The organism is Enterorhabdus sp. P55 (assembly GCF_009911695.1).
Classification (GTDB): Bacteria; Actinomycetota; Coriobacteriia; order Coriobacteriales; family Eggerthellaceae; genus Enterorhabdus.
Genome location: NZ_QWKK01000067.1, coordinates 1 through 12,836, shown reverse-complemented (window position 1 = coordinate 12,836; position 12,836 = coordinate 1). Strand labels below are relative to the sequence as shown.

Genomic DNA, 12,836 nt, shown 5'->3' with positions numbered 1-12,836 from the left:
CCGGGGCAGCGCGGGGCGGGGCGCCCGGCGCTAGGGGGCAGGCGAGAGCCAAGCGACGCCCCGCGCCGAGCGGGGGTGGGAGCCGGGGCACCCCGCGCTCCGGGTGCCCCGCGCCCCAGGAGCCGCCCCAGGGCCCGCCCCTCCCCTACACGGCGGCGTCGCCCCGCTCGCCGGTGCGGATGCGGACGACCTCCTCGACCGGCGCGATGAACACCTTGCCATCGCCCACCTCGCCGGTGCGGGCCGTCTGGCAGATGACCTCCACCAGCTCGTCCACGCGCTCGTCGTCCACGACGATCTCGAAGCGCACCTTCGGCACCATGTTGAGCATCACCTCGGTGCCGCGGTAATACTCCTTCCAGCCGTGCTGGCTGCCGCAGCCGTGCGCCTGCGAGATGGTCATGCCCGACACCTGCGCCGCGAACAGGGCGTCTTTGAGCGGCTCGAGCTTCTCAGGCCGCACGACGGCCGTCACCTTCTTCATATTCGTCCTCCTTCTCGTCGCGCCCCGCGTCGGGGCGGGCGTCTCATCGGAAGCCGGCTCGCAGGCCAGCCGCTAGTCCAGGCCCAGGTAGGCGGGGTACGCGCTCTCGCCGTGGGTCGCCACGTCGAGGCCTAGGGCCTCGTCCTCCTCGCTCACGCGCAGGCTGCCGCCGAAGAGCGCCCGCACGATGAGCCCGAGCACCACGTCGGCCACCACCACGAAGGCGACGGTCACCACGATGCCGAGCACCTGCGCGCCGAGCAGCGTGGCGTCACCGGTGTAGAGCAGGCCGCCGAAGTCCGTCCACGACAGCTCGGGCACGCAGAACAGGCCGGTCAGCACGCCGCCGAGGACGCCGCCCACGCAGTGGCAGCCGAAGGCGTCGAGCGCGTCGTCGTAGCCGAGGCGCCGCTTGCAGAACGAGATGGCGAAGTAGCACACCGGCGAGACGAGCACGCCCATGACGAGCGCCGCCCACGGCTCCACGAAGCCAGCCGCCGGGGTGATGACCACCAAGCCCGCCACCAGGCCCGTGGCCGCGCCGACAAGGGTGGGCTTGCCCACGCGCACCCGCTCCATCGCCAGCCAGGACACAAGCGCCGCAGCCGAGGCCGTCACCGTGTTGACGAGCGCCAGGCCCGCCACGCCGTCGGCGGCGAACTCCGAGCCGGCGTTGAAGCCGAACCAGCCGAACCACAGAAGCGTCGCGCCGAGCACCACGAAGGGCACGTTGTGGGGTCGATAGCTCATGACCGCGAAGCCGCGGCGACGCCCCAGCATGAGGCAGAGCACGAGCCCCGTCAGGCCCGAGCTGATGTGCACCACGTCCCCGCCGGCGAAGTCGAGCGCGCCGATCGTCTCGCCGATGAGCGAGCCCTCCCCGCCCCACACCATGTGGGCGAGCGGCGCGTAGACGAGGAGCACCCACACGGCCGCGAACGCGCACAGGGCGCCGAACTTCATGCGGCCGGCCACCGCGCCGGTGATGATGGCCGTGGTGATCATGGCAAAGGCCATTTGGAAGGCGATGTCGATGATGCCGGGGTAGCCGGCCTCGGCCTCAGGCCCGAGCGTCGCCGCGCCAGAGAGCACTGCGAAGGCATCCGGAGTGCCCTCTGCCTCGGCGAGCAGATCGTTCACGGCGCCCAGGCATCCCAGCTGATCGACGCCGCCGAAAAAGGGCAGCGAGCCGTCGCCCCCATAGGCGAACGACCACCCCGCCGCCACCCAGGCGACCCCCACGATGCCGAGCACCGCAAACGTCATGATCATCGTGTTGACCACGTTCTTCCGTCGTGACAAGCCGCCGTAGAAGAACGCGAGCCCCGGCGTCATCAGCAGCACCAGCATGGTGCAGACGAGCATGAACCCTGTTGATCCCGTGTCAAGCATGGCCCTACCTTCCCTTCTCCTCGTTTCCCGAGCCGGCGCGGCGGCGCGTTGGGCGCCGCTCCTTCCCGCCGGCGCCTCCGATCATGCCACCGCCCGGAGGCGCCGTCGGCCGCGGCGACGGTTGCTAACCGGCTCGCAAAGGCCTTTTAACATGCGGGAAGCCCGGATGTTACACACCGGAAACTCGAGGGCCGCACGGCGTGCGTGCGGTATGCTGACACGCATTCCGCACGTCATCGAGGAAGGAAGGTCACGACATGGTGGTGGAGTTTCAGCCGGTGGTCACCGGCGAGGAGAAGGCGGAGCTGGCCGAGCTGGCCGGCGAGATCTGGCGCGAGTACTGGCCGGCGCTCATCGGCGAGGCCCAGACCGAGTACATGGTAGCCAACTTCCAGAGCCTCGAGGCCATCGAGCGCGACATGGCCGAGCACGCCTACGAGTACTGGTTCGTGCGCGCAGCCGACGAGCTGACCGAGTCCGAGCTGGCCGCAGGCGCCGAGCCCGCCTTCCACACGGTAGGTTACACGGGCGGTCACGTCGAGCCCGAGACGAACCGCTTCTTCATCTCGAAGATCTACCTCCTGGCCGACGAGCGCGGCAAGCACTTCGCCTCGCGCGTGATCGAGTTCTACGACCGACTGTGCGCCGACCGCGGGCTTGCCGCCCTGTACCTGACGGTCAACAAGCACAACGAGCTGGGCATCCGCGCCTACCGGGCCAAGGGCTTCGAGACCATCGACGCCGTGGAGACCGACATCGGCGAGGGCTTCGTCATGGACGACTTCATCATGGAGAAGCCGGCCAGCGCCTAGGGCCCGCCACGTGGGCGGGCCGAGCGCACCACCCACGCCCAAGCGGCCGCGACGGGCGGGCGCCCGCCGACGTGCAGCGGATAGGGCGCCGCGCGAACGCAGGCGCTGGGAGGTGCGCCCGCCGAGCCCGCGAGCGCTGTGCAATCGCTGTTCGCCCGCGTCCGCACGCCTGCGACGGGCGGCATCCGCGCCCGTGCAGCGGATCACGCGCAAAGTGGCCAAAAATGACGACCTGACGACGCCCTGGCCCGCCCGGCGGGGCGTCCCGCGCGTAAAACCCCAGGTCGCGAGAATCAGGCCGCGCGCCTACTGCGCGCCGAGGGTGGAAAACGGCCCCATTCCGTCGTCAGGTCGTCATTTTTGGCCACTTTGCAGGGCGAAGGCTGCACTTCCCCGCCGGCGTCGCTCGGGGGAGGCAGCGTGTCAGCCCCCCGAGCGACCTGCGCACGCCTCGCGGACGCGGGCCGCAAGAGCGCACGAGGCCCCGCCCGGTACGACCAGGCGGGGCCTCGTGCGTAGGGGGGGCGTGCCGGGTGCGCAGCCCCTCGGCTAGTTACGACGCAGGCGCAGGCGAGCGCCGACGGCGGCGGCCAGCGAAGCGACGACGCCTCCCAGGGCCAAGAGCCCCAGGGTGCCCTCATCGCCCGTCTGGGCGAGGCGCGTGGCACTCAGGCGCCCCTTCTCGTTCTCGTCCTCGTCCCCTGCGGCAGCGGGCGCGTCCCCATCGCCTCCGCTGGGAGGAACCACGCTCGCTGCGCCCTCGGCGACGACCCAGTGCATCTCCACGGTGGTGGTGTCGCCCGCCGGCGACGTGACGACCACCGACACCGTGTAGTCTCCAGGCTTCGTGGGATCGATCTCATCGACGGGGTTGCCCTGCGGGTCGGTGATGGTGATCTCCACCTGCGACCCCTCGGGGATGTCGTAGCGATCCTCGACCTCCTGCAGGATGTCGTCCTTGGTGAGAGGCTTGGACGGATCGGCGGGATCAGGCGTCACGCCGACCGGCTTCTTGTCCTCGAGCTCCTGGTGGATCGTGCCGTCCTCGTCAGTGCGCGGCGGCTCCTTCTCCACGAGCTCGCTCTTGCCGGGGTCGGTGGGCGTCACATCGGGCACGCCGTGCACCGTGTAGTCCACCACCAGCTGCGTGCTGTTGCCGTAGGGATCCTTCACCTCGAAGACGACCTCGTAGCGCCCCGGCTTGCCGCGGTCGATCTCGTCGAGGGGATTGCCCTGCTCGTCGGTGATGACGGGGCGAGTGATCTCGCAGTCATCAGGGATGTCGTAGCGCTCGTCCGCCCAGTCCTTGAGCGTGTCGGGCGTGTCCTTCTCCCCCGGGGCCGTGGGCCGCGAGAGCGTGTCCTCCAGGGTGGTGTGCACGGTACCGTTGCCGGGACCCTCCTCCACGCCGCCGGGATTGGCAGGATCGGACGGGTCGCTCGGCGGCTTAGGCTGGTTCGTGGCGCCAGGGATGGTGACCGTCGGCGGGTTGGTAACGCGGTAGTCGACGTTGACCGTGGTGGTGTTGCCGCGCTCGTCGGTGACGACGAAGCTCACCTCGTAGCGTCCCGGCTTGCTGCAGTCGATGGAGCCGAGCGGCTTGCCGTCCTGGGAGATGGTCGGCGTGCCCATGGTGCAGCCCTCGGGGATGTCGAAGCGCGACTCCGCCCACTCCTTGAGCGTGTCGGGCGACTCGATATGACCCTCCTTCACGGGGCGGCTCACGGTGTCGTGGCCAGTGCCGTGCACCGTGCCGCCGTTAGGCTCGTCGCCCACCGTGTCGGGAAGCACATCCTTCGGGCCGTCAGGCGTAGTGGGGATGGTGACGGACGGCGGGTTCACCAGGGCGTAGTCCACGGCGATGGTGGTGGTGTTGCCCGTGACGGGGTCGCGCACCACCACGTCCACCCGGTAGCTGCCGGGCTTGGAGGGATCGACGGCCGCGGCTGGCGTGCCGTCGGCGTTCTTCACGGTGATGGAGGACACCTCGCAGCCGGCGGGAATGTCGTAGCGCTGGCCCACCCAGTCCTTGAGCCCGCCCTCGGGCGTGAGCGGCTTCGCGTTCGGGCGCACTGGGTAGGAGACGCTGTCGTTGGCGGTGGAGTGCAAGGTGTTGGTGAGGTCCTTGTCGGTAGCGTCGGGATCCTTCTCGCCGGGCTTGGCGATGTCCTCCGGGGAGATGTCGGGCACGGGCACCGTAGGATCGGGGTTCTGCGGCTTCACCGTGATCTCCGGGGTAGAGCCGAACGGGAAGTCAGGCTCCTCGTCCTCGGTGGTGCGGTCGTCGTTGCTCTCGGACTTCAGGTAGTTGGTGCCGCCGTTGAACTTGGCCGTGATCTCGATGGTGCCATCGGGGTTGCGGGGAATCTGCACGCCGGTCTTGTCCCAGTTGAGGGTGGCCACGCTGTAGTGATAGCCGCTTTTGGTGAGGTCGCTCGCGGGCACCGCCTCCACTGGATCGCCCACGGCCACGCCGTTCGCGTAGAACTGCACGGTGCCGTTGGGCGAGGCGCAGGTCTTCGCCTCGGGGGCCTCGCCGTTCTCGCCTGCCTCATCACGGGGCATGACGTGGGCGGTGAAGGTGACGCCCTTCACCGGCTTGGAGGCGCGGGTGATGGTCTCGTCGTAGTCGATCACGTGGTTCAGCACGCTGACACGGGAGTCAGCTGGCGTGATGGCGGCCGAGAAGTACAGCTTGTGGCCCCAGAAGGACTTCTGGAAACTGGCGTCACCCGAATACTGCTTCGACTCCACGATGAGGTCATAGTCGCCCACATCGGAGAAATCGGCGCCAGGCTGGATGGTGTCAGTGGTAGCGTCACCGTTCTTGTCGTGGGTACGCTGCGAGCTGAAAGTCATGGTGTCGGCGCTGTTGAGAAACTTGTCCTTAGGCTCGCCCGCTGGCACGTTGAAGGACGCGATAGTCTGGGCGAGGCCTCCGTCGAGACCAACAGGCAGACCGTCATAGCGCTTGAAGAGCGACTTCTTCAGATCAGGCGTCTTATCGACATAGCTGTCGATGTCAATCTCCACATAGCGTTTGGCCAGCGACCCGGTGCCGGGGTTAGGCACCACGAAGTCGAAGTCGGAGGGCACATCAGTGCGATTACCCGTATCGGGGTCAATCACCGAGGTCTCGAAGTTGCCAATGGACACCGTCTGATCAGCGAGCGGCTTTCCGTTTACTTCGCTCGGCAGCCAGAAGTATACGCAACCAGAGCCGTCCACGCCGTAGGGCAAGCCGTAATCATAGGGCTTACCCGCGCTGTCAGTAAGGGGCGCGCCGTCCACGGTGACGGTGAGGTTCTTAAGCTGGGCGCCTTTCAGCTCGTCGAAGCCGTCGAGGTTGATGGTAACCATCTGCAGGGCATGGCCACGGCCGTCGGTGACCGATCCGCCGAAGCTGGGCACGTAGAACGATCCGCCCTGCACAACGATTTCCATGCCCGTCGCGCCGAGGAGCTTCGAGCCATCCGAAGCATTGACCGGCGTGAGGTTGCCTCCGGTAATAACCAGTTTGTGCCCGGCATTTGAAGCCGAGCCGCAGGCCCCGCCGAAGGCGAAACCGTGGATGTAGCCCTCCGAGGTGATGTTGCCGCCGTTGACGGTGATGTCTCGGCAGAGGGGTCGACCGCTGCCGCCAGCACGCTCGCTTTCACGCGAAATGATGGCCCCGGGGATGGGAGTGCGATTGGCAGCGCTGTATTCACTGCCCCAGTCACCTGAAGTTGTGGTGCAGCCTGCGCCGATGCCCGCGCCGTGGTAGGAGCCCTTCGCGTCCACCACACCGCCGTTGAAGACCGTGAGGGTTGCGCCGCCGCCGATGCTGCCGCCGATGCCCGCACCCGTATGGTTGTACTGCCCCGTAGCGCTACTGCTGTTTCCATAAGCGTAAGCGGTGATGTCGCCGCCGTTGAACTCCATATAGCCGGAGTTCTCGTGGGGACCGCTGCCGATGCCGGCACCGCCCGAGCCGCCCTCGCAGACAAGCTTACCGGGCTTCGCGCTGTCCATGAGGTAGAGAGGATCGTTCTTCTCCAGCTGCGTACCATCCTGCAAGGCGCAGTCGTAGGGAATACGACCCTCGTTGGGCACGATGGGATCGCCCTTATCATCGATGTTCAGGATGGCGTCGTCCACCACGAGACGCGACCCCTCACCGCAGCGAAGGGCTGGTGCGCCGTAGCCGGCGGTCAGCGTGTTGGTGGAGCCGTCGGCCAGGATGAGGTGGAGTGACGTGGGGTTGGTGATCTGCGTGCCGTCGGTCGCGGCCGTCTCGCGCTCCTCCCCTCCCACATCCATAAGGTTGGTAACAATGTTGAGGGGCACCTTCTGGCTGTCGCCCGTGCGCGAGAACTGGATGGTCACGTTGTCCAGGACAAGGGTGGCATGAACGCCGGCGGCCACCTCCAGGGTGTAGCCTTGGGACGTGCCGCTCACGGTCATCGTCTTGCCGGAGGTGAAGACGACCTTCTTGGCCGCGTCGTCCACCGTGTAGTCGGCGCCCTCGGCGCCGCCGGCGATGCTAAGCCCCGTGCCCTCCAGGCTCCGGGCGCCCGCCTGGGCGGCAGAGCCGCCGTCCGCGCTGGCTAGCGCGGGATCACTTTCAGAGAAGGGGGGGGGTGCGGCTTCCAAGGCGGCCTCGGCCGCAAGGGGCGTCGTCTCGTCGGCCAAGGCGATGGCAGGCGTCATGCCCGTGGCCAAGGTGGAGGCGACGACGAGGGACAAGGCCCCGCTGCAAAGACCCTTCCCGAGAACAGGAGTAGTTGAGCGCTGCATTATGTTCCCATCTTTCGTCGGATATCCATGGAAAGCCGCGGCCATGCCTCGCCGCGCTCTCCATGACCCTAGAGTATATAACAGTATGGTTACAGATAACAGCTATCGCTCACCCGACATGCAGCGGATCACGCGCAAAGTGGCCAAAATCGACGACTTGACGACGGAATGAGGCCGTTTTCCGGCCCAGGCGTGCGGTAGGCGTGCGGCCCGATTTTCGTGACCTGGGGTTTTGCGCGCGGGACGCCCCGCCGGGCGGGCCAGGGCGTCGTCAAAGCGTGTTTTTTGGCCACGTTACGCATGGGGACTGCGCACGCCATCGGCGCTAGGCGCGACAGCCCTACGCCACCTGCTCGGCCAGCGTCTCGAGGATGGCGTTGGCGATGCCCTCGGGATCGAGGCCCAGATCCTCCGACAGCAGGTCGGCGCGGCCCTGGGGAACGAACACATCGGGCACGCCGAGCATCCGCACCGGCGAGTCTAGGCCCATCTCGGCCAGGTAGCCGCACACCCCCTCGCCCGCGCCGCCGGCGATAACCCCGGCCTCCACGGTCACGATGAGACGCGTGTCGCAGGCATCGCGAATGGCCTCCTCGTCCATGGGCTTCACCCAGCGCATGTCCACCACACGCGCCTCGATGCCACGGGCGGCCAGCAGGCGGGCCGCCTTGAGCGCGCGCGACGCCATGCAGCCGAAGGCGAGGATGGCCACGTCATCACCCTCGCGCAGAAGCCGACTCACGCCCACGGGGAGCACCGGCGGCTCCTCAGGCACCGCCACGCCCTCGGCCGACCCGCGCGGATAGCGGATGGCGAAGGGGCCGCCCAGGGCCAGCGCCGTGTGCAGGGCCGCCGCCAGCTCGGCCTCGTTCGATGGGGCGATCACCCGCATGTTCGGGATCATCCGCGTGTAGACCAGGTCGAACATGCCGTGATGGGTGGGGCCGTCCTCGCCGACGATGCCGGCGCGGTCGAGTGCGAACACCACGTCCAGGTCCGGCAGCGCGCAATCGATGGCCATCTGGTCGATGGCCCGCTGCATAAAGGTGGAGTAGATGGCGACAACCGGCTTCTTTCCGCCGATGGCCAGGCCCGACGCCATGGCGACAGCCTGCTCCTCGGCGATGCCCACGTCCACGAAGCGCTCGGGGAACGCCGCGGCGAAGGGCTTGAGGCCCGTGCCTCCCTCCATGGCCGCCGTGATGGCGACGACACGCTCGTCGGCGCGCGCCTCGCGCACGAGCGCGTCGCCGAACACGCTCGTGTAGCTGGGCGCACCGGGCTTCTTGGGCATATCGGCGCCCGTCTCGATGTCGAAGGGCCCTACGCCGTGGAAGCGCTCGGGGTCGCGCACGGCAGGCTCGTAGCCAGCGCCCTTCTTCGTCACCACATGCATGAGCACGGGCGCGTCGGCGGCCAGGCACACGGCGAGCGTCTCGCGCAGGGCCGCGATGTCGTGGCCGTCCACAGGCGCGGTGCACACGATGCCCAGCTGCTCGAACATCATCGAGTGCGGGATGACCATCTGCTTGATGGACTCCTTCATGTTCTTGCCGAAGCGCGCCATCGCGCGGCCGAGCGGCGCCTTGGTCTCGAGCAGCTCCTGGAAGGAGTCGCGCGCGTCGCGGTACTCGGCGGTGGTGCGCATGTAGCCGAGGTGCTTCATGAGCGCGCCGACGTTGCGCGAGATGGAGCGCTCGTTGTCGTTCAGGATGACCACGAGCGGCAGCTGCTCGGCGCCCATGTAGTTGAGGGCCTCGAAGGCCATGCCGCCGGAGAGCGCGGCGTCGCCGATGACGGCGACCACCTTCTCGTCGGTGCCGGAGAGCACGCGGGCCTTGGCCAGGCCCGTAGCCACCGAGAGCGAGTCGGACGCATGCCCTGAGGGATGCACGTCGTAGGGGCTCTCGTCAGGCTTGGGAAAGCCCGAGATGCCGCCATAGGAGCGCAGGGTGTCGAAGTCGCCAAGACGCCCCGTTACCAGCTTGTGCGCGTAGGCCTGATGTCCCACGTCGAAGACGAGCTTGTCCTTGGGAGTGTCGAGCAGGCTGTGGGCGGCGAGGATGATCTCCACGGCGCCCAGGGACGAGGCAAGGTGGCCGCCGGTGCGCGAGGTGATGGCGATCATCTCCTCGCGAATCTCCTGCGCCAGGATGCCCAGCTCCTCCTCGGTCAGCACCTTGAGGTCGGCGGGCGACCGGACGACATCGAGAATGCGCGCTTCGTCCATGGGGCCTCCTTAGTCCCGAGCGGCGGGCTCGGCGCCCTCAGGCGCGGGGGCTTCCTCGGCGGCGGGCTCAACGGCGGCATCGGCGAAGCCCGCGGGGGCATCCTCGGTCGGGGCATCCTCGGCGGCGTCGACCGGGGCGTCTTCGGGGAAGGCGGCCTCCACGTCCTTCTCGCTCAAATCGCAGGCCGCAAGCCCCAGCTTGACGGCCTCCTCGTAGAGGGCAAGCGCCTCATCGAGCGTGACGTCCTCGGCGCCCACGGCCTCGACGATCTCCTCCAGGCGCGTGCGCACCGACTCGAAGGTGCCGCGATCCTCCATGCTACTCACCCGCCTTCTCGGGCTCAGCCGGAGCCGAGGCGTCCGCCTCGGCGGGCGCGGCCTCAGGCTCGGGGACAGCCGCCGCATCAGCGGCCGCCTCTTTGGCGCCATCCGCAGCCGCCGCGTCCTCAGCCGCCACCTCGGCAGCCAGCGCGGCCACGGCGGCAGCCACCTCGCCCGGAGCCGTCGCCGGCACGGGGGCTCCGGCCACGGCCATCTCACCTGCCTCGATCGACTTGGCGATGCGGCCGAGCACGCCGTTCACGAACCGCGGCGACTCGTCTTCCCCACCGAATTCCTTGGCCAGCTCAACGGCCTCGTTGATGGCCACCGATACCGGCACGTCCTCCTCGTAGATCATCTCGAAGGCAGCCAGGCGCAGAATGGAGCGGTCGACGATGGGCATGCGCGCCACCGCCCAGTTCTCGGAGGTCGCCTCCAGGCAGGCGTCGATGTCGGCCAGGTGCTCCTCGACGCCCCGCACGAGCGAGACGGCGTAGTCAGGCAGCGGGCCCTCCTCGGACAGGCAGCAGCCCTCCTCGAGCAGCACCGTGGCCGGGCGGGCTTGGATCTCGCTGGTGTAGAGCACCTGCACCGCGCTGCGACGGCCGGATATGCGCTCATGGCGTTTGGACATGGGAACTCCCTATCAGATCAGCGGCGCCCGCGGGCAGAGGCGGGCATGACGCGACGCCCTACCGCCATTGTGCGCGCGGGAGGGCGTCGTTGCAAGGAACGTGCGGATGACGCTAGGCGGCGAACTGCAGCCCGTCGACGAAGATGTCGACGGCCGCGGCCTCGAGCCCCACCTGGACGAGCAGGGCGTCGGCCACCGACTGGCGCAGGTTCGCGGCCACCTCGGGCAGCACGTAGCCGTAGTACACCTCGACGTGGATGGTGATGCGCAGGCGTCCATCGTCGTCCACGTCCACCTCGATGCCCGCAGCCGAGGGCTTCGCGGCCAGCATCGAGCGAATGGAGCTGGTTGCGAAGGAGCCGACCGACGCCACGCCGTCCACCTCGTTGGCGGCGATGGAGATGATGGTCTCCACCACGCCCGGGGCGATGGACATGCCCTCTACGCTCAGTTCGTTGCTCATAGCACATCTCCCATCTGGGTCTCTATGAAGTCCGTCGTCACATCGCCGGCGATGAAGGCATCGTTGGCGAGCACGCGCTTGTGGAACGGGATGGTGGTCTCGATCCCCTCGATCACGAACTCGTCCAGGGCGCGGCGCCCGCGGGCGAGCGCCTCGGCGCGATCCTGGCCGTGCACGATCAGCTTGGCCACGAGCGAGTCGTAGTAGGGCGAGATGCGCGAGCCGGTGCGCACGTAGCTCTCCACGCGCACGCCCGGGCCCGCGGGGGGCTCGAACCGGGTGATGGTGCCCGGGCACGGGCGGAAGCCGTGGGCCGGGTCCTCAGCGTTGATGCGGAACTCGATGGCATGCCCGCTCGGGGTGAACGGCGCGCGCTCGGCGCAGCTCATGGGCTCGTGCGCGGCGATGCGCAGCTGCTCCTTGATGATGTCGGTGCCGGTGATCTCCTCGGACACGGGGTGCTCCACCTGCACGCGGGTGTTCATCTCCATGAAGTAGAACTGCCCGCGCTCATCGAGTAGAAACTCGATGGTGCCGGCGTTGCGGTAGTCGGTGGCGCGCACGGCCTTGACGGCAGCCACGCCCATGGCACGGCGCAGCTCCTCGGTGAGCGCCGGGGAGGGCGCCTCCTCGATGAGCTTCTGATGGCGGCGCTGCACCGAGCAGTCGCGCTCGCAGAGCGCCACGTTGTTGCCGAAGTCGTCCGCGAGGATCTGCACCTCCACGTGGCGGGGGCGCAGCACGAGCTTCTCCAGGTACACGCCGTCGTTGCCGAAGGCGGCACCCGCCTCGGTGCGGGCGGCCTGGTACTGGGACTCCAGCTCGGCCGGGTCGTGGACCTCGCGCATGCCCTTGCCGCCGCCGCCGGCGGTGGCCTTGATGAGCACCGGATAGCCCACGGCCTCCGCGAAGGCGCGGGCCTCCTCCACCGTGTCCAGGCAGCCGTCGCTTCCGGGCACCGTGGGCACACCGCAAGCCTTCATGGTCTCGCGGGCGCTCGACTTGTCGCCCATGCGCTCGATGCACTCCGGCGAGGGGCCGATGAACACGAGGTCGTTGTCGATGCAGGCCCGGGCGAAGTCGGCGTTCTCGGCCAGGAAGCCGTAGCCGGGGTGGATGGCCTGGGCGCCAGTGGTCTTGGCCGCCTCGATGATGTTGCCCATCACCAGGTAGCTCTTGGCCGCCTGGGCCGGGCCGATGCACACCGCCTCGTCGGCATAGCGCACCGGGTAGGTGTCGGCGTCCTCGGTCGAGTAGACCGCCACGGTCTTGACGCCCAGCTCCTTGCAGGCGCGCATGACGCGCAGGGCCACCTCGCCGCGGTTGGCGATAAGAATCTTGTCGAACATTACTGCGCCGCCTCGGCCACCGTGGGGACGGTCTCGTGGGGCTCGATGTAGAAGAGCACCGTGCCGTACTCGACGGGCGTGGCGTCCTCGAGGCACACCTCGCGCACCGTGCCCATCTCCTCGGCGGTGATCTCGTTCATGAGCTTCATGGCCTCCACGATGCAAAGCGTCTCGTTGGCGGCCACCTCGTCGCCCTCGCGCACGAAGGGCGGCTCGCCGGGAGCCGGGGCCTCGTAGTAGGTGCCCACCATGGGGGCCGTGACGGCCTGCCAGGTGGCAGGGCGCTCCTTGCCGTCATCGGCACCGGGCGCGGGCGCGGCGGCCGGAGCCGGCGCGGCCTGGACGGCCGGGGCGGCGGCCACGGGCGCGGCC

At 68.5% G+C, this 12,836-nt stretch carries 10 protein-coding genes; 1 reads left to right on the top strand and 9 read right to left on the bottom strand.

Going from position 1 to position 12,836, the window contains the following annotated elements; translation table 11 throughout:
• Window positions 1–145: 145 nt before the first annotated feature.
• Together D1643_RS07410 and D1643_RS07405 are read right to left on the bottom strand one after the other, a co-directional pair.
• Window positions 146–484, bottom strand: coding sequence for a P-II family nitrogen regulator (locus tag D1643_RS07410; RefSeq protein WP_160710015.1), 339 nt, complete (start codon window positions 482–484; stop codon window positions 146–148).
• 72 nt (window positions 485–556) lie between these two features.
• Window positions 557–1,876, bottom strand: a complete 1,320-nt coding sequence (locus D1643_RS07405; protein ID WP_160710014.1) for an ammonium transporter — start codon at window positions 1,874–1,876, stop codon at window positions 557–559.
• 257 nt (window positions 1,877–2,133) lie between these two features.
• Between D1643_RS07405 and D1643_RS07400 the strand changes: the two genes are divergently transcribed.
• A complete protein-coding gene (locus D1643_RS07400; protein WP_160710013.1) occupies window positions 2,134–2,688 on the top strand; it encodes an N-acetyltransferase in 555 nt (184 codons plus the stop codon).
• A gap of 549 nt (window positions 2,689–3,237) precedes the next feature.
• Here the strand turns inward: D1643_RS07400 and D1643_RS07395 are convergent.
• The 7 genes from D1643_RS07395 to accB form a co-directional block, all read right to left on the bottom strand.
• Complete coding sequence (locus tag D1643_RS07395; protein WP_160710012.1) at window positions 3,238–7,416, bottom strand: Ig-like domain repeat protein; 4,179 nt, start codon at window positions 7,414–7,416, stop codon at window positions 3,238–3,240.
• Between the two features lie 391 nt (window positions 7,417–7,807).
• The gene (gene dxs, locus D1643_RS07390) at window positions 7,808–9,697 is read right to left on the bottom strand and encodes a 1-deoxy-D-xylulose-5-phosphate synthase (RefSeq protein ID WP_160710011.1); all 1,890 of its coding nucleotides are present in this window, start codon (window positions 9,695–9,697) and stop codon (window positions 7,808–7,810) included.
• A gap of 9 nt (window positions 9,698–9,706) precedes the next feature.
• Window positions 9,707–10,015, bottom strand: a complete 309-nt coding sequence (gene xseB, locus D1643_RS07385; RefSeq protein WP_160710010.1) for an exodeoxyribonuclease VII small subunit — start codon at window positions 10,013–10,015, stop codon at window positions 9,707–9,709.
• Window position 10,016: 1 nt separating this feature from the next.
• Window positions 10,017–10,652: a transcription antitermination factor NusB gene (nusB, locus tag D1643_RS07380; RefSeq protein WP_160710009.1), complete on the bottom strand. Its 636-nt coding sequence runs from the start codon at window positions 10,650–10,652 to the stop codon at window positions 10,017–10,019.
• Window positions 10,653–10,764: 112 nt separating this feature from the next.
• Entirely contained in the window at window positions 10,765–11,115 is a 351-nt protein-coding gene (locus tag D1643_RS07375; RefSeq protein WP_160710008.1) for an Asp23/Gls24 family envelope stress response protein, read from the bottom strand.
• Window positions 11,112–12,464 carry an acetyl-CoA carboxylase biotin carboxylase subunit gene (accC, locus tag D1643_RS07370; RefSeq protein ID WP_160710007.1) on the bottom strand — a complete coding sequence of 451 codons (1,353 nt, stop codon included), beginning with the start codon at window positions 12,462–12,464 and terminating at the stop codon, window positions 11,112–11,114. Before accC ends, D1643_RS07375 begins: the two co-directional genes overlap by 4 nt.
• The coding region (gene accB / locus D1643_RS07365; protein WP_160710006.1) for an acetyl-CoA carboxylase biotin carboxyl carrier protein at window positions 12,464–12,836 on the bottom strand (373 nt) is incomplete at its 5' end. The genes accC and accB, both read right to left, overlap by 1 nt.

What these genes read in the sequence shown, in the direction of transcription:
- D1643_RS07410 (WP_160710015.1), bottom strand. Translation starts at nt 484, where the DNA reads ATGAAGAAGGTGACGGCCGTCGTGCGGCCTGAGAAGCTCGAGCCGCTC.
- D1643_RS07405 (WP_160710014.1), bottom strand. Translation starts at nt 1,876, where the DNA reads ATGCTTGACACGGGATCAACAGGGTTCATGCTCGTCTGCACCATGCTG.
- D1643_RS07400 (WP_160710013.1), top strand. Translation starts at nt 2,134, where the DNA reads ATGGTGGTGGAGTTTCAGCCGGTGGTCACCGGCGAGGAGAAGGCGGAG.
- dxs (WP_160710011.1), bottom strand. Translation starts at nt 9,697, where the DNA reads ATGGACGAAGCGCGCATTCTCGATGTCGTCCGGTCGCCCGCCGACCTC.
- xseB (WP_160710010.1), bottom strand. Translation starts at nt 10,015, where the DNA reads ATGGAGGATCGCGGCACCTTCGAGTCGGTGCGCACGCGCCTGGAGGAG.
- nusB (WP_160710009.1), bottom strand. Translation starts at nt 10,652, where the DNA reads ATGTCCAAACGCCATGAGCGCATATCCGGCCGTCGCAGCGCGGTGCAG.
- D1643_RS07375 (WP_160710008.1), bottom strand. Translation starts at nt 11,115, where the DNA reads ATGAGCAACGAACTGAGCGTAGAGGGCATGTCCATCGCCCCGGGCGTG.
- accC (WP_160710007.1), bottom strand. Translation starts at nt 12,464, where the DNA reads ATGTTCGACAAGATTCTTATCGCCAACCGCGGCGAGGTGGCCCTGCGC.